Annotated in this window: 17 protein-coding genes (1 of these 17 only partly in view); 4 read left to right on the top strand and 13 right to left on the bottom strand. The window is 43.1% G+C overall.

Annotation, left to right across the window (positions count from 1 at the left end; genetic code table 11):
• From NI389_RS13680 to pomA, 4 genes are all read right to left on the bottom strand, one after another.
• A protein-coding gene (locus tag NI389_RS13680; RefSeq protein WP_308360416.1) for a DNA topoisomerase III crosses the window boundary here: on the bottom strand, positions 1-1,858 show its 5' portion. It extends 68 nt beyond the left edge of the window; 1,858 of the gene's 1,926 nt are visible here — the first part of the coding sequence; it begins with the start codon at positions 1,856-1,858; the stop codon falls past the left edge of the window.
• Positions 1,859-1,936: 78 nt separating this feature from the next.
• Positions 1,937-2,431, bottom strand: a complete 495-nt coding sequence (locus tag NI389_RS13675; RefSeq protein WP_308360415.1) for a hypothetical protein — start codon at positions 2,429-2,431, stop codon at positions 1,937-1,939.
• Between the two features lie 169 nt (positions 2,432-2,600).
• Positions 2,601-3,533, bottom strand: a complete 933-nt coding sequence (locus tag NI389_RS13670) for a flagellar motor protein MotB (RefSeq protein WP_308360414.1) — start codon at positions 3,531-3,533, stop codon at positions 2,601-2,603.
• A 4-nt stretch (positions 3,534-3,537) separates the two neighbouring features.
• Positions 3,538-4,305 (bottom strand): flagellar motor protein PomA, encoded by a 768-nt coding sequence (gene pomA / locus NI389_RS13665; protein ID WP_308360413.1) that lies wholly within the window; start codon positions 4,303-4,305, stop codon positions 3,538-3,540.
• 274 nt (positions 4,306-4,579) lie between these two features.
• Here pomA and NI389_RS13660 point away from each other — a divergent pair, with 274 nt between their 5' ends.
• From NI389_RS13660 to NI389_RS13645, 4 genes are all read left to right on the top strand, one after another.
• Positions 4,580-4,819: an exodeoxyribonuclease VII small subunit gene (locus NI389_RS13660; RefSeq protein WP_208842544.1), complete on the top strand. Its 240-nt coding sequence runs from the start codon at positions 4,580-4,582 to the stop codon at positions 4,817-4,819.
• Positions 4,820-4,822: 3 nt separating this feature from the next.
• Positions 4,823-5,710, top strand: coding sequence for a (2E,6E)-farnesyl diphosphate synthase (gene ispA, locus NI389_RS13655; RefSeq protein WP_308360412.1), 888 nt, complete (start codon positions 4,823-4,825; stop codon positions 5,708-5,710).
• 99 nt (positions 5,711-5,809) lie between these two features.
• Positions 5,810-7,666 (top strand): 1-deoxy-D-xylulose-5-phosphate synthase, encoded by a 1,857-nt coding sequence (gene dxs, locus NI389_RS13650; RefSeq protein ID WP_308360411.1) that lies wholly within the window; start codon positions 5,810-5,812, stop codon positions 7,664-7,666.
• Between the two features lie 141 nt (positions 7,667-7,807).
• Positions 7,808-8,119: a DUF962 domain-containing protein gene (locus NI389_RS13645; RefSeq protein ID WP_308360410.1), complete on the top strand. Its 312-nt coding sequence runs from the start codon at positions 7,808-7,810 to the stop codon at positions 8,117-8,119.
• Between the two features lie 20 nt (positions 8,120-8,139).
• Here NI389_RS13645 and NI389_RS13640 read toward each other — a convergent pair whose 3' ends face one another.
• The 9 genes from NI389_RS13640 to nrdR all read right to left on the bottom strand — a co-directional run bounded on the left by NI389_RS13640 (position 8,140) and on the right by nrdR (position 17,214).
• On the bottom strand, positions 8,140-11,259 hold the full coding sequence (locus NI389_RS13640; RefSeq protein WP_308360409.1) for a ligand-binding sensor domain-containing protein: 3,120 nt from the start codon (positions 11,257-11,259) through the stop codon (positions 8,140-8,142).
• Positions 11,260-11,266: 7 nt separating this feature from the next.
• Positions 11,267-11,749 (bottom strand): phosphatidylglycerophosphatase A family protein, encoded by a 483-nt coding sequence (locus NI389_RS13635; protein ID WP_308360408.1) that lies wholly within the window; start codon positions 11,747-11,749, stop codon positions 11,267-11,269.
• 11 nt (positions 11,750-11,760) lie between these two features.
• Positions 11,761-12,729, bottom strand: a complete 969-nt coding sequence (thiL, locus tag NI389_RS13630) for a thiamine-phosphate kinase (RefSeq protein ID WP_308360407.1) — start codon at positions 12,727-12,729, stop codon at positions 11,761-11,763.
• 35 nt (positions 12,730-12,764) lie between these two features.
• Positions 12,765-13,196: a transcription antitermination factor NusB gene (gene nusB, locus NI389_RS13625; protein ID WP_308360406.1), complete on the bottom strand. Its 432-nt coding sequence runs from the start codon at positions 13,194-13,196 to the stop codon at positions 12,765-12,767.
• Between the two features lie 19 nt (positions 13,197-13,215).
• Positions 13,216-13,680: a 6,7-dimethyl-8-ribityllumazine synthase gene (ribH, locus tag NI389_RS13620; RefSeq protein WP_208842529.1), complete on the bottom strand. Its 465-nt coding sequence runs from the start codon at positions 13,678-13,680 to the stop codon at positions 13,216-13,218.
• A 143-nt stretch (positions 13,681-13,823) separates the two neighbouring features.
• Positions 13,824-14,948, bottom strand: coding sequence for a bifunctional 3,4-dihydroxy-2-butanone-4-phosphate synthase/GTP cyclohydrolase II (ribBA, locus tag NI389_RS13615; RefSeq protein ID WP_308360405.1), 1,125 nt, complete (start codon positions 14,946-14,948; stop codon positions 13,824-13,826).
• 37 nt (positions 14,949-14,985) lie between these two features.
• Positions 14,986-15,642 carry a riboflavin synthase gene (locus NI389_RS13610; RefSeq protein ID WP_308360404.1) on the bottom strand — a complete coding sequence of 219 codons (657 nt, stop codon included), beginning with the start codon at positions 15,640-15,642 and terminating at the stop codon, positions 14,986-14,988.
• Positions 15,643-15,644: 2 nt separating this feature from the next.
• Positions 15,645-16,727, bottom strand: a complete 1,083-nt coding sequence (ribD, locus tag NI389_RS13605; RefSeq protein WP_372588634.1) for a bifunctional diaminohydroxyphosphoribosylaminopyrimidine deaminase/5-amino-6-(5-phosphoribosylamino)uracil reductase RibD — start codon at positions 16,725-16,727, stop codon at positions 15,645-15,647.
• 34 nt (positions 16,728-16,761) lie between these two features.
• Positions 16,762-17,214, bottom strand: a complete 453-nt coding sequence (nrdR, locus tag NI389_RS13600) for a transcriptional regulator NrdR (protein ID WP_208842526.1) — start codon at positions 17,212-17,214, stop codon at positions 16,762-16,764.
• Positions 17,215-17,259: the final 45 nt, after the last annotated feature.

The following is a 17,259-nucleotide window of genomic DNA, read 5'->3' as shown; positions in this document are numbered from 1 at the left end:
TGTAGGAAGATTCAGCCAGTCCACTAAATGACTGCATGGTGTTCGAGTGACTCGAATTTATAAGTCGGTTAAGTTCATCTGACAATTCCTCAATGAATTGCTGATATGAGATTTCTCTTTTAGCCATACGACTTAAATTTGATTCCCACAAAGCTGTCCTATCTGGTAGTGATAAATCATCAGGTATCGAGTGAACTAACGCTCTACCAAGCAAAGTAGAATGCAGCTGCTTTCCCTTACGGACAATAAAATGCCGCTGAACAAGTAAATCGATAATGCCGGCTCTTGTTGCCTCAGTACCTAAACCATCAGTTTCTTTAAGAATAGCTTTTATGTGGCTATTAGTAACAAACTTGGCAACGCCAGTCATTGCACTTAATAAGGAAGCATCCGTATAGTATTCTGGTGGACTTGTCATTTTTTCCAAGAGTTCCGCACTATCACAATGCAGAGCTTGCCCTTCAACCAGAGTCGGTAACGTTGAGCTAGTCCATTCGGACTTAGCGTAAAGTAGCTTAAAGCCAAGCTCTTTCTCCATTTTGTCTTTCGCAATAAAAACGCCACCAGCAATTTCGACATGCACTACCGTTTCGTCGAAAAGGTAAGGCCCAAAAAACTGTGCTAAGTATTGTCTACAAATAAGATAGTAAACATTGCTTTCAAAACTGGACAACGCCACCGCGGTTTTCTTTTCTGTCGGAATAATCGCATGATGTGCTTCCACCTTTTTATCATTCCAACAGGCGCTGCGTATAGAAAGATTGGCTGAACATGGCTCCTTGCTGAGTTTCTCTACATTATTTTTAATCGCATCGACCACACTGAAACGCTGTTCAAAATGCCCCTCTGGTAAATAGCGATTGTCTGATCTCGGGTAAGTAATCAATTTATGTTTTTCATACAGACTTTGGCAGGTGTCTAAAACTTGCTTTGCTGACAACCCAAACATTTTATTTGCATCAATTTGCAACGCAGATAGGTTGTAAGGTAGCGGTGGGCTTTGCCTTTTTTCTTTTTTACTGAGCTTTTGTACAATCCCGATTTGGTCGGTAATGCGACCTACCACATTTTCCGCGAGCGCTTTCACCACAACGCGCTTTTCTTCGTCCATGTATGGCAAACAGGCTTCACTTGGCTGCCACTTCGCTTTAAACCCTTCTTTGGTATCTGTTGTCAATGATGCAAAGACTTCATAAAATGGCTTTGAACTGAATCTTTCAATTTCTTCATCCCGCCGAACAATCAACCCAAGTACAGGCGTTTGCACCCGGCCAACAGATAGAACCTGAGAGGCCCCCTTTGTGCGTCCCAATAAGGTATATAAACGAGTCAGGTTAATACCGTACAACCAATCAGCTCGACTTCTCGCGAGCGCTGAAATACTTAATGCCGCGTAATCGAGATTACTCTTTGGCTGTGACAGCGCGGCTTTCACAGCAGGTGCATTTAAGTCACTGATAAGTACTCTCTGCACTGTGGATTTTTTGGTCGCTGAGACTTTTGCATAATTGATTACTTCATCAACCAGTAATTGCCCTTCTCTATCGGGATCACCTGCATGAACGAGCGTGGTTGCAGCCTTAATTAGCTTAATCACAATACCTAATTGTTTCTTAGTTTTACTCTTAGGTGAACTTTGCCATTCGCGGGGAATAATAGGTAAATGTGATAGATCCCATTTTTCGAATTGAGAGTCATAAACATGAGGCTCAGCTAATTCAAGCAAGTGACCGATACACCAAGTTACCCTATCCCCACTTCCAGATATGAAGTAGCCATCCTCCTTTTTATGAGGTTTTGGCAAAACAGCAATGATAGCTTTTGCAAGTGATGGTTTTTCGGCGATGTAGAGTTTCATGATTTAATAACTGTATATATAAACAGTTAAATTATTGACTACTTTCGGCCAAGAAGCGAGGATTTTAGCTCAACGAGTTTATACTCTTACGACTGGACCTGTCGTTTTTGAGCGTTTGAATAAGAATAATATAGGTAAGTAACATACAACCAGCGTCACGACATTAACAAGCGGAAGTAAGGTTGTATAAAGATAGTTACTAAAATGCAAATCCCATAGATGTCTATCTAACAATCGAAACAACTGAAGCACTGGAGCAACAACAACAACAAGCTGTCCGATAATACTTTGCCACATGTAGACTTTATCTTTTAACGCGAGATACGCAATGGTACCCATCCAACCAATATCCATGGCAGCCCAAAAAAGATAACGATAAACGTAAATTCCCCTATCAAACTCTTTTATTGAATCATGCAACACTGCACCAATTACAAAAAAAGTCGCAGTGATGAGAGCAAATAGAAATGCTGGGCGATCTTTTCTTAGAACGTAAAAAACAACAGCTGGGGCAAGAAAAAGCAACCAACTGTTGTTTGTCATTTTGAGTATTTGAATGTACCACTCAGGCATTTGATTGAACCTTTACTTCCATCGTTTATTTCGGAGGATCAGGATCGTTGTCGTCTCCGTTTCCATTGCCTGGCATGTAAGAATACTTATTCAATAACATGAGTCACCTCCCTCTCCAGAATACTACTATCTAAGCTAGTTCAATGCCGGAGGCAAATCAAGTATTCGCCTAGGGTTCTTGCCCAACTTTAATTGGATCTGATTCCGTTGGCTTACCTTGTAATATTGAAATCTCAACTCGGCGGTTCCGCTTTCTGTCTACGTCTGTCACGTTCGGCACCAAAGGTCTTGTATCAGCATGGCCAACAACCACCATACGATTTTTATCAAAACCAGACACCTTTTGCATTTCACTCGCAACCGCTACAGCTCGTTTGGCCGACAAATCCCAATTATTGGTGTAGAGCTCGTTTGTGACTTGATAATCATCTGTATGACCAGACACAGTGACTTCACCTGGCACATCTTTAAGCAAGTCAGCTATTTCCTGAATGATAGGCTTAAACTTAGGTTGTAAGAAAGCACTTCCCGATGGGAACGAACCGTTTTCTTGAATACGAATAATGATCTGTTGGCCAAGCGATTCGAGCTCAATTGCTCCATCCATTATTTGTTCTTCAAGCTGTTGAGCTATTTTTTTAACCAACTCGTTGATCTGTTCCTGCTCTGCGGCAGATACTGCTTGTGTCGAAGCATTTTGTTGCGCCGTACTTTGTGATTCACCACCACGCTTATTACCACGTTGCTCTTGACGACCACCAGCAGACGTTTCTTCACCCGCTTGGAACTCTAGCATCTGTTGTGTCATTTCAACCGTCTGCTGTTGAATCGTTTCAATCGGTGTGGGATCTGGTTTACCTGGCGTAAATTCCATCGCAATAACGGATGTACCTTTTGGAATGTCTTTTACTTCAATTTTGTTTTGGACACCAAACGCAAATTTCATAGAACCAGCTATTTGCTTGAACTTCAGTACGTCCATTTCGGAGAATGCCAATAACAAAACGAAGAAACACATTAATAAGGACATTAGGTCAGCAAAAGTCCCCATCCATGCGGGCAACCCAGGTGGCGGACATTTACAGGGTTTCTCGTCAGACATAAGCTTACCCTTCCGCTTCTGTCATTCGCTTAGATTCAGGTAAATAGTTTTTCAAAATACCTTCGATTACTTTTGGATTTTGTCCGTCTTGAATCCCCAAAACAGCATCAAGAATCAAACGCTGATTCATTTCCTCTTCCCCTTTACGAAGTGCTAATTTTGTTTGAATTGGAATAGCAACAACGTTCGCAAGGAAGGCACCATAAAGTGTTGTTAATAGCGCTACCGCCATAGCAGGTCCGATAGCTTTAGGGTCATCCATGTTAGACAGCATCGCAACGAGACCGATTAGCGTACCTATCATGCCCATCGCAGGTGCGATATCACCAAGTGATTTGAACAACATCGCCCCTGCTTCATGTCGTTCTGCCGTCAAGGCAATGTCTTTTTGTAAGGTGGCGCGAACAACGTCTGCATCATGTCCATCTACCAACATGTCCACACCTTTACGCATAAACTTATTTGGAATTTCAGCTTCTTCCAATGCCAAAAACCCGCCCTTACGTGCAGAGTCAGCAAGTTCAACCGCTTTTTCTATTAATTCTTCTGGCGATTCAATTTTAAACATGAACGCCTTACCTGCAACCTTACCGATACCGAAAAATTGTGCCATGGTAAAGTTAGAAAGTACGATGAATATCGAGCCACCAAATACGATAACCGTTGAGGGGCCGTCGGCGAACATGCCCATAGCACCATCACTACTCATAAACATTGCCATGACGATTAAGCCTATGGCACCAACAAGGCCTATTACGGTTGCTAAATCCACATCCCCTCCGAGAAAACCATGAAATTATTATTAGCAGTTCTAATTACTTATGGGTGTAATTGCTAGATTTTAAGATTCTATCGGCAACTAACTGAATTACTTAAATCAATTATATTAAAAAGCCCCTAAATTGCGAGCTCTTCAATAAACAAAGCCATTTCATACTCAAACATCTTTATTTATTTTACGGGGATTTCATGCAACTTATTTTGACCTAAGAGGCGATTCTCCCTAAAATTATGCTTTTGTTTCGCGCTGAAAGTAAGAACCCGTTATGGCTGTAAAAAAACCAGAAAATCTCAGTTTTGAACAAGCGATGGATGAACTCGCGACGATTGTAACTGAAATGGAACAAGGCGACATGTCTTTAGATCACGCCTTAAAACAATTTGAACGAGGAATTGGTCTTGCAAACGCATCAGCCAGTAAACTAAAACAAGCGGAGCAAAAGGTTGCTATCTTAATGAGTAACGACCCTAATGCCGATGTCACGCCTTTTCAAGAAGCAGAATAAATAGTGACCTTAGAACAAAACATCACTTCGGCGCGAGACCGCGTCGAAGCATTCATTGAACATTACTTCAGTCAATCTTTAGCCACAGATAAACGTTTATCTGATGCAATGCATTACAGTCTGACCATAGGCGGTAAACGTTTACGACCTTTTTTGGTTTATACGACAGGAGAAATGTACAATGCGAATTTTAATGACCTTGATGTACTCGCCGCCGCGATTGAATGTATTCATACTTATTCCTTGATTCACGACGATTTACCGGCAATGGATGACGATGCACTTCGTCGCGGAAGACCTACGTGTCATATCGCCTTTGATGAAGCTACGGCCATTTTAGCTGGCGACGCACTGCAGACACTCGCATTTGAATTAATCAGTAATCATCCGTTTGATGTACCTGCTGAGAATATTCTAGCAATGTTCAAGGTACTGACAAAAGCAACCGGGATGCTTGGTATGGCCGGCGGTCAAGCAATGGATATTGCTGCAACAAATACGCCTATATCGCTCGCTCAACTGGAGTCTATTCATTCACTTAAAACAGGTGCATTGCTTCAAGCGTCGATTGAACTCGGTGCTTTATGTGGGCGAGATGTCCCTGAGCAAGATCTCAAACATTTACGAGATTTCGGTCAAAAAGTTGGCCTAGCCTTTCAGGTGCAAGACGACATTTTGGACATCATTGGCGATACCTTTACACTCGGTAAACCTCAGGGTTCAGATCAAGAATTAAATAAGTCAACTTACCCTGCACATTTGGGTCTCGATGGAGCAAAACAGTTTGCCAACCAATTAGTTAACGAGAGCCTTAATGCGCTTGATGAGATGTCCAGAAACAGTGAAACGTTGAAACAACTCGCTCGCTTTATCATTGAGCGTGATCACTGATTGGACTGTTGACGAATTGATGACAATATTACGTAAATAAAGCAAACTACGAGTGGACAAACCACTCTGTGCGTTTAGCGAAGGACACATATCGATACCATGAAACTTGATAGTAGCAAGTACCCATTATTAACTTTAGTGGATGAACCACATCAACTACGTTCGTTGCCACAAGATAAATTACAGGCGTTCAGTAACGAGTTGAGGGATTACCTTCTTAACTCAGTTTCGCAAAGCAGTGGTCATTTAGCATCTGGACTCGGCACGGTAGAACTGACTGTTGCCCTTCATTACGTGTATAACACTCCTGAAGACCGCTTGGTTTGGGATGTAGGTCATCAAGCATATCCACACAAAATCTTGACCGGTCGCCGCGAGCAGATGCACTCAATTCGCCAAAAAGATGGATTACACCCATTTCCTTATCGTGAAGAAAGCCCATACGACACGTTTAGTGTTGGCCACTCAAGCACCTCTATTTCTGCCGCACTTGCGATGTCTATCGCTGCGAAAAAAGAAGACAAAGGCAGAAAAGTGGTCGCGGTGATCGGTGATGGTGCAATGACCGCAGGAATGGCATTTGAAGCAATGAACCATGCTGGTGACGTTAAATCAGACATGCTCATCATTCTAAACGACAATGAAATGTCCATCTCTGAAAACGTCGGTGCACTTAACAACCATTTTGCCCGTATTCTATCCGGTAGTTTTTACACCAACATTCGCGAAGGCAGTAAAAAGCTCCTTTCTAGCATGCCGCCTGTTAAAGAGTTGGCAAGCCGTATGGAAGAACACCTCAAGGGTATGGTTATCCCTGGTACTTTTTTTGAAGAACTAGGCTTTAATTACATTGGACCAATAGACGGTCACGATATTAATATGCTGGTTGATACATTGCGTAACATGCGTAATTTAAAAGGTCCTCAGTTACTGCATATTAAAACGCAAAAAGGCAAAGGCTATAAACCAGCAGAAGCTGATCCTATCGGTTACCACGGCGTTCCTAAGTTTGACCCTGCATTAGAAAGCTTGCCTAAATCAAAGCCTGGCGCTCCAACCTTTTCAAAAGTTTTCGGTGATTGGCTTTGTGACATGGCCACTGAAGACAAACGTTTAATGGCTATCACACCAGCAATGCGTGAAGGTTCAGGAATGGTTCGTTTCTCAAAAGAGCATCCGTCACAATATTTTGATGTTGCGATTGCTGAACAACATGCCGTTACATTGGGTGCTGGTTTTGCCTGTGAAGGTTTAAAGCCTGTTGTTGCAATTTACTCGAGTTTCTTACAACGCGCTTACGATCAACTGATCCATGATGTTGCTTTACAAAATCTACCTGTATTGTTTGCAATTGACCGCGCCGGAATCGTCGGAGCAGATGGTGAAACGCACCAAGGTGCTTACGACTTGAGTTTCATGCGCTGCATTCCAAATATGGTGATTATGGCACCTAGTGATACGAATGAATGCAGACAAATGCTTTATACAGGTTACCATTGTGGCAAGCCAGCGGCGGTTCGATACCCTCGCGGCAGTGCTGGTACAGCAGAAATCCAGCAATCCATGACGAAGTTCCCTATCGGTAAAGCTAACGTAATTCGTTCAGGTAACAACGTTGCGATATTAAACTTTGGTACGCTTCTAGGCTATGCAAAACCTGTTGCCGATGAACTGGATGCAACATTAGTTGACATGCGTTTTGTTAAGCCTCTTGATACCGAGCTACTCGACGAATTAGTGTTGAATCATGACCGCTTTATCACATTAGAAGATAATGCTATTGCCGGAGGTGCAGGCAGTGCAGTCAGTGAATATTTCGCGTTGAAAGGTTATACGAAACCAGTGAAACACATTGGTATCCCGGATGAGTTTATCAAACACGGAACGCAAGAAGAAATGTACGCGGAACTGGGTCTTGATTCAAATGGGATCCTAGCCCAAATCAAATCGCTTTAAAAAGGAGCCTTCGGGCTCTTTTTTATTTTCTCAATCTGGTTATCTATCCGCTTCACTAAATCATCGCTTAATTATTGGCTTGCTTCAGTAACATTATTGCCATAGGGTAAAGAATATTCATTCGATGCGACAAACATTACAATGCAAAAGAAACAGTTCGAATCGTTTTCTAGCTTTTATCCCTATTACCTTGCAGAACACAGCAACCCAACCTGCAGAAGACTCCATTATATTGGCAGTTCCTGCGTGCTTCTCTTAGTGATATGCGCGTTGATATTCAATAACTATTACTTACTAGCATACACCCCGATAGCAGGTTACGGATTTGCTTGGATAGGACATTTCTTTTTTGAAAACAATAAACCAGCCACCTTTAAACACCCTTTATATTCATTTTTGGGCGACTGGGTGATGTATGGAGCTTGGATAAAAAGCCTGTTTAAACGTGTTTAATAAGCGAAGATGCGTCAATTCTAACGCATCCAAACCTGAACCTCGGCAAGTCCATTGCTTTGCAACGACTGGAGTTGCTCATCAATATTGATCGATTGCTCGAACTCAAAGGCATCCAATTGATTGTCAAAGATGATCGTGGCCGCACCATCTCCACCTCGACGTTTAACTTGGTGTAGCGCAATATCGGCCAAGTTCACTGAAGATTCCCAGCCAATCACCTGACCACCTAACAATGGCAACGGATAGAACGACCAGCCGAGTGAGACCGTCAGTTTAATTTGTTGTCCATTTGGCAAACTAAATTCGTGGTCAGCAATCGCTTTACATAGCTCACTAACATATTGTTGGATAGCTGGTCGCTTGAAATCTCGGAGTAAAAGTAAAAACTCATCACCACTCCAGCGCGCAACATAGTCTGAGCCCTGAGTACGCGTGTTCAGCAATGTCGCCAATTGTTGTAAGCAACTGTCACCGCCAATCGTCCCAAACGCATCATTAATTTTACTGAACTTATCGATATTTAAGATCATCAATACCAATGACTTGTCTTGCTGCTGCAGAGAATGCGCGTTACGTTGATAATGTTCTACATCTTTTGGTAATTGATCAAACAAGAAGCGGCGGCTACGAAGCCCCGTAAGTTCATCTGTGTGACTAACGAGTTTCAGCTGCGTATTTACTTGATTCAATTTTTCATTCGCTTTCCTAAGCTCTGTCGTACGTTCAGCCACTAAGTTCTCCAAAGCCTGCTGTTTCCTTCGTTCCTGTGTTCTGAAAACCCAGAACACCAAATAAAATAAGAAAATAAATCCGCTCGTGATGAGGAGTCTAAAATACACTGTTTCATCAAAACGACGTGGGACTTTAATCAACAATGTTCTTTGTACCGCATTACGCCAATCTTGTCCTTGACGCTTTACTTCTAACGTAAAGAGATACTCCCCTGGAGACAGGTTGGTGTAAATTGCTTCTCGTCTGCTTTGAACCTTGCGCCAATCGGTATCCAATCCTGATAAGCGATAACGGAATTCAATGCTATTTGGTGCGTAATAATCAATTGCGGTGTAGCGCAGCGTTATATCTCTTTCGCTGGTCTTGAGCGTGATAGATTCCCTCAACACATCACTGAATAACGTTCTGTCAGGCGTTTCAATGCTCTCCATCTGTACATTAAGATTGTCTTTGCCAAACAACTTCACGTTTTTAGGGATTTCTACGACACCTTGCAAACTTGGGTACCAAAACGCGGTTTGCGTTTCTACAACGGAATCATGACCAATACCAGAGCAGCATTGACTCGGACGTCCATCCAATTGCTTGTCGAATGAACTAATCACTTGCTCAATCTGCAAATTAACGATAGGACCCGTAAATTGATCTAGTGGCATACGGTACAGGCCTTTCATCGTACTAACCCAAATACGATTGATGGACTTATCGTAGTGTAATGAAAAAATTGAACCGTAGGGCAAACCTTGGGACGCGTCTAGCTGAGCCCACTCACCATTTTCACTTTTATAAAATAAACCGTCATTTAATGACCCGACCAATGTCGCTACACCGTCAATATGCAATACGCTGGTCACATAAGCGTTGTCTAACGTTGTTTGACCACCGATTTTTTCGATGCCTCTATCGTTATAGCGATACGCCCCTTTATTTGTACCGATGAATCCATAGCGAGGATAGTCAATCACATAGGTAATGAATTTACTGCCAAGAAAAGCGTTGTAAGTAAACGGCGTGATCCCTGAATAATCGAGTCGATACAACCCACGCCCAGTGCCGAGCCATAACCCGCCTTTATTAGATGGGCTTATTGAAAAAACGGGATTTTGTCTAAGTTCACGATAGCCAAGTGTTGAAAGTTGTTTATTTTCATACAACATGACTCCTCTATCGGTGCCTAAATACAGTCTATCACCGACAAACTCTAAATCGTGGATTGAAGAACGCTTCAGTACCTCTTGAGGAATTTCCTCAACGTAATTCTCATCTTTATCTAAATACCCAAGCCCATTGCTGCCTGCTATCCACAGCCGTCCATCGGGGCCTTGAGTAATCGCCATCACGGCTTGAGCTTCAGCAGCAACTGACGCGTGACGCTCAACTTTACCCGCATGCGCAAGCCAGAGTCCTTCACTGAAACTCGCAAACCAGACATTGCCGTCATGATCTCTGAATATATCTGAAAACCAGATGCTTTGATCGAGTTGAACAGGTTCAACCCACTGCCATTGTCTATCACTGTCACGGTAGAGTAGACGACCATACGTAGAGATCCAAAGACCGCCATCAGGGTCACTAACAAACTTATAAACGGCGGCATTACCCCCGACTGGAAATTGATACGGTCTTAGCTCATCATCAATATCAAGAAAATAAGCCCCTAACTCAGAGGCGAGTAACAGATTTCCTTCAATCCAACTGAGATCATGAATAATCGTTTGTGCTAATCGGTCTGGCAGCGACACTTTAGCACTGAGTTCCAAACGCAGTGCATCGGACGGCGCAGAAGTCGAATCGCTAAGACGAAGTAAATGGCGTTCATTAACAAGCCAAATCCCCTTTGGCGACCAAGCAATTTTACTGACTGAGCCGACGATTTGATTTATTGAATTGAGTGTTGGAACATCTGAAAGAGCATTGGGGTCTTGACGATTGATCTGAGGTTCTGTGAGTATAAATAAGCCGTTGGCCGCAACCCATATGCGCCCTCGCTCATCTTCCAGAATGTCTTTTACTGGTCCGTTAATTCGAAAAGACACGGTTTCGAATGAGCGTGGATTTAGCCTCACTAAGCCATTACGTGTACCAATCCAGATAAACCCATTGCTGTCTAGAAGCAGTTTATTGATACCGTTACTTGGCAAGAACTCAACATTTTGCGTGTTGAAATTCGTGAATGTACTGCCATCAAAACGACTTAGGCCAAACTGAGTTCCAATCCAAATGTACCCATCATTGTCTTGGACTAGGCTACTTAAAGACTGCGATGGTAGGCCATTTTGAATATTCCATTGCTTAACAACATAGTCGTTGATTGCCGCCTTGACGGGAAACAATACAAATGAAAGCAAGCAAAGTATAACCTTGCAATATAACCCGACTTGTCGTGTTCGCAATGACACCAGCATAATTCCTTTAAATTGTTAGGTAACCAGTTTTGATCAAAGCTTGTAAACAAATCAATGAAAATATACCAGCAAGAATATCATCTGCCATAATCCCAAAGCCGCCCTGCAACTTTCTATCCAAAGTTCGGATTGGGCCTGGCTTTGCAATATCAAAGAATCTAAAAAGGAGAAAACCCACCAATAATGTAAGCCAATTAATGGGTGCAAACATCATGGTAATATAGAATCCGGCAACTTCATCCCAAACTATCGCAGGATGGTCATGCACGCCTAGATCGTCAGCAGTTTTTCCACATGCCCAAAATCCAATCAAACAGAAGACTACTGCAATTGCTATCTGTAACCAGATAGGCCATCCATTTGATAGGAAGATAAAGGGTAACGCCCCCAAAGTACCAAATGTGCCGGGTGCTTTTGGTGCGAGACCCAAACCATAGCCCAACGCCAAAAACTGATGCGGACGACTTAAAGAATATTTAGACTGCTTCACTCTATTCCTAACTACTCGTTACTAAAATGCTCGTATCCACGCGCTGGTAAAGCAAACTTTTGCCCTCGTAAAGTCAACTCTAGTTGACCATTTCCTGCTAAGATCTGCCCGATGCATTTTGCTTCAACGCCATACTGCTTTAACTTATTCGCTAGTGTACTTTTGTTGGTATCAGAGACTGTAAATAACAACTCATAGTCATCGCCGTAACTTAAAACATACGGCCAACGTTCTTGTTCACTTAACGTTGCCTTCATCGCTTCTGATACCGGCACTTTTTCCACTTGAACCGTCGCATTCACATTCGATTTTCGAAGTATGTGCCCAAGATCCGCCACTAAACCATCGGATACATCAATAGCTGAAGTTGCAAGTCCGCGAAGCACTTGCCCTGCTGCAACTCGTGGTGTCGGGAAATAAAAACGTTTTTCGACATCCTGCCTATTTTCAGGAGTAATGTTAAGCCCTTGTTTTCGCGCTTCAATCGCAAGTCCTGCATCGCCAAGCGGCCCTGTCACAAAAATCCAATCACCAACTTTTGCACCACTGCGAGTCAGCGCTTTCCCTTTAGGAATAATCCCTTTAGCACAAACCGTAATTGTCAGAGGACCTTGCGTTGTATCTCCACCAATAACTTGAACGTTGTAGTATTCTGCAATTTCGTGAAGCCCTTCAGTGAACGCTTCAAGCCATTCTAAATCTACACTTGGTAGCGTAAGCGCCAGTGACACCCAAGTTGGCTCCGCGCCCATTGCCGCTAAGTCACTGAGATTTACAGCTAAAACTCGATGTCCAAGAGCTCTTGGGGGAATGTCTTCAAAGAAATGCACGCCACACACCAATGTATCGGTTGTGATAGCCAATTGACTGTTTTCAGGAACTGAAACCAGTGCGCAGTCATCGCCAATGCCTAAGTCCACATCACGTCGCGTGATACCTCGGCCTTTGAAATAGCGATTAATTAACTCAAATTCCTTCATACACAAAAAAGCCGGCCTACGCCGGCTCTCCTGAATTATTGCTTGGCAGAAAACTCTTTTGAACGAAGTAGTTTCACTGCTTTATCAAGCACACCATTAACGAATTTATGACTGTCTTCAGCACCGAACATTTTTGCGAGTTCAATACCTTCGTTAATAGCCACTTTGTAAGGGACATCTTCACGGAACTTAAGCTCATACGCACTCAAACGAAGGATAGCGCGCTCAACCATGTCTAAGTCATCAAACGGACGTGATAAATGTGGAGATACCACTTCGTCTAGTTGCTTTTGATTTACTACAACACCACGAGCAATATCTTTAAAGTATTCAACATCGATTTTTGATACGTCGTTTTCGATCAACATTTGCTGTTCGATGTCTGCAATCGGGTTACCACTTAGCTGCCATGAGTACACTGCTTGTAGTGCTAAAACTCGTGCTTTACGTCTCGCTGCTGGTTTCACTTAAATTCCTCTGAGATTCTTAAATAAGATCTAGTACGTTTACCATTTCTAGCGCACTAAGTGCAGCTTCGCCACCCTTATTGCCCATTTTAGTGCCCGCACGTTCAATTGCTTGCTCGATGCTTTCTGTTGTAAGCACACCAAATGCAACTGGAACATCATAATCAAGCGAGACACTCGCAAGACCTTTGTTTGATTCATTCGCAACCAAATCAAAATGAGGTGTACCACCACGAATAATTACACCTAACGCAATAATTGCGTCGTGTTCTTTTTTCATCGCAAGGCGCTTAGCTGCCAATGGCAGTTCAACCGCACCAGGCACATAAACGACTGTAATATCTTCGTCCTTCACACCACCTACTCGTTTAAGCTCGTCAACCGCTCCGTCTAACAAAGCACGACCAATAAAGTCGTTAAAACGAGAGATTACAATGGCAAACTTTTTACCCGGTGCGTATTTATTACCTTCGATGATTTTCATTCGCTGTTCCTAATTATATCTGAGCAATAGCCAAATAGACGCGCATAATAGCACATAAAAGTTAAGTTCGCCTACTGTGTAAAACCGTAGGCGATGATTCTAATTCTTCATTCTAAACTGAACGAAATGAGATGAGTGAAAACTTACTCGGTGTAACCTTCTGGTGCTACGTATTCCACCACTTCAAGGTGGAAGCCTGACAGCGCATGATACTTCTTCGGTAAACTCATCAGACGCATTTTTTGGATACCCAAATCAGCCAGAATTTGTGAACCCACCCCCACCGTGCGTGAGGTACCTTGGAATTTGTTCACTGACACGTGTTCGCCCGCATCTTGCTTAGCAAAATTCTTCACAATCGCTTCTAAATCAGACGTACGCTCTTGCTTTGCCAAAATGACCAATACGCCGTTGTTTTGTGCGATATGTTGCATTGCAGACGTAAGGCCCCAGCTACGTTCCCCTCCTCGGCTTGACTGCAAAATATCGTTGAATGTACTTTGCAAGTGAACACGCACGAGCGTTGGAGTCTCAGCAGTTACTTCACCTTTAATGAGTGCGTAATGAAGTTGGTTATCAATGGTGTCTTTATAGGTGACTAAATCGAACTCACCATATTCAGTTGGCAATTTGCAAACAGCCACTTTCTCAATCGTCGTTTCATTTAAATTACGGTATTCAATCAGATCCGCGATGGTCCCAATTTTAATACCGTGCTCTTTTGCAAACACTTCAAGTTCTGGACGACGAGCCATAGTGCCATCTGGATTAAGAATTTCAACGATAACGGAAGAAGGCTCAAGACCCGCTAAGCGCGCTAAATCACAACCTGCTTCTGTGTGACCGGCACGCGTTAATACGCCACCTGGCTGCGCCATGATTGGGAAAATATGACCAGGTTGAACGATATCCTCTGGCACTGCACCTTTAGCAACTGCAGCTTGTACTGTCCGCGCTCTATCCGCGGCTGAAATACCCGTTGTTACGCCTTTCGCCGCTTCAATCGACACGGTGAAATTTGTTGAGAACTGCGCACCGTTTGACTTGACCATTAAAGGTAGATTTAATTGTTTGCAACGCTCTTGAGTCATCGTTAAACAAATCAATCCTCGGCCATAGGTTGCCATGAAATTGATAGCTTCAGGGGTAATATGTTCGGCCGCCATGACCAAATCCCCTTCGTTTTCACGGTCTTCGTCATCCATTAAAATGACCATTTTACCGGCTTTAATGTCTTCGATAATTTCTTTTACGCTATTTAATGCCATGTTTTACCTACGCTTTAAGGTCTGCTCAACTCTATAACTAGCGAATAAAGCCAGCCTGTGCAAGCAAACTCGTTGTGAGAGTCGATTCTGATTTAACGGTGTCGTCCTTTCCAAGCAAGCGCTCTAAATAGCGTGCTATTTGGTCGACTTCAAGATTCACTTTGGTGCCTACTTTAAAATCCGCAATGGTTGTCTCTTGGGCCGTGTGCGGAACAATGGTCAGCTTAAAGCGGTCATCCTCAATGGCATTGACCGTCAAACTAATCCCATCAATTGCGACAGATCCCTTGTAAGGAATGTATTTTATCAAGTGGGATGGTGCTTTTAACCAATACTCGGTCGCTCTCGCATTCGGTGTGACTGCCACAATGTCTGCAACGCCATCAATATGTCCTGAAACCAAATGTCCACCTAAGCGAGAAATAGGTTGCAGCGCTTTTTCCAAATTAACCGTTTGTCCAATTTTATAGTCGCCAAAACGCGTCAGTGATAGCGTTTCATTCGACACATCAGCACGAAAACCATCTGAAAATTTTTCAACCACGGTTAAACATACGCCATTGGTCGCAATACTATCGCCCAGATGAACGTCTGCCATATCAAGGTTGCTGCTTTTTACTCGCACAGACAGGTCGCCCTGTTGCAATTTCAACTCGCTTAAATGACCTGTTGCTTCGATGATACCTGTAAACATAATTACCTAGCTTGTCTTGCGTGAATTCGAAGATCAACGCCGATTGATTGAACGTGTGTAAACTCCAATGCCATTGCATCAGATAAGTGAGCAAGTGGTTTTGTTGCAAAAAGGCCTTTACTGCCTTCGCCTAAAATTTTTGGAGCTAGATAAACAATGTACTCGTCAATGAGGCCTTCTGCATGGAATACACCTGACAATGTTTGTCCTGCTTCCAACCAGACACGGTTGACGCCTCGTGCAGCAAGTACTTTCAAAAGCGCAAGGCAATCCACCTTACCATTTTTTGCTTCTACGACGATTTCTTCCACGAAATGTGGCCACGGTGATACATTTTCAATAGCGGAAGGAGTTGTTCGCACAAGAATTATCGCCGACTCACAGGAAAATAAGGCAAGTTCAGGTGTCAGTCGATTATTTGAGTCAAGGATCACACGAATTGGTTGTCTGGGTTCTGTTTGTAAATCTGGATAAAAATGCTCTCGCACATTTAATTTAGCATTATCAGCAAGGACAGTATCAGCACCGCTAATAATCGCGCAACTTTGTGCACGAAACTGTTGAACGTCCATTCTCGCGTCCGCAGACGTGATCCATTTACTTTCACCATTGCTTAACGCTGTTTTGCCATCGAGACTGGCCGCGAGTTTACAACTGACGAATGGCAAGCCCAGTTCCATTCGTTTAAAAAAGCCTTCATTTAAGGCTCGCGCATCACTTTCAAGTAAGCCAAACGCAGTCTCAATGCCCGCGACTTCAAGCATTGCTAACCCTTTTCCTGCGACTTGTGGATTTGTATCCACCATGGCTGCAATAACTTTGCTTATCCCAGCGTCAATTAGACCCTTCGCGCACGGTGGAGTGCGTCCATAATGACTGCAAGGCTCTAATGTCACATAGGCTGTAGCACCGACAGCTTTCTCTTTCGCCATACGAAGGGCGTGCACTTCTGCATGCGGCTCACCAGCACGAATGTGAAAACCTTCACCAACAACTTCATTATTGTTCACAATGACACAACCGACATTAGGATTCGGTGTCGTGGTAAATTGTCCTTGCTTGGCGAGCTCAATCGCTCTTCGCATGTATTGTTCATCTAGTGAAGAAAATGCCGACACGTTAGTGCTCTCCTAACTTCGCAATTTCTTCGCCAAATTCTTTGATGTCTTCAAAGGAACGATAAACTGAAGCAAAGCGTACATACGCAACTTTATCTAGACGCTTGAGCGCTTCCATAATCAGTTCACCGATAAAATGACTAGACACTTCTCGTTCGCCAGTTGCTCGCAGTTCAGATTTGATTTTATGAATAACTTCTTCAATTTGTTCCGTACTAACCGGCCTTTTTTCCAAGGCTCTATGCAAGCCATTCAAGAGTTTATCTTCATTAAATGGCTCTCTAGAACCATCTTGCTTGATCACTCTTGGCATCACTAATTCAGCGCCTTCAAACGTCGTAAAACGTTCATGGCATTCAATGCATTCACGTCGACGCCTGACTTGATAGCCTTCTCCAACCAAACGCGAATCAATCACTTTAGTTTCTTTAGCTGTACAAAAAGGACAATGCATATGAAGTAGTTCCTTGAAAAAGAAAAGGCCGCTAAACAGCGGCCT

Origin of the sequence: Pseudoalteromonas xiamenensis (assembly GCF_030994125.1) — a bacterium.
GTDB classification, from domain to species: Bacteria; Pseudomonadota; Gammaproteobacteria; order Enterobacterales; family Alteromonadaceae; genus Pseudoalteromonas; species Pseudoalteromonas xiamenensis_B.
Note: the sequence above shows the minus strand (reverse complement) of the source record. Positions and strands in the feature narration are given on the sequence as shown.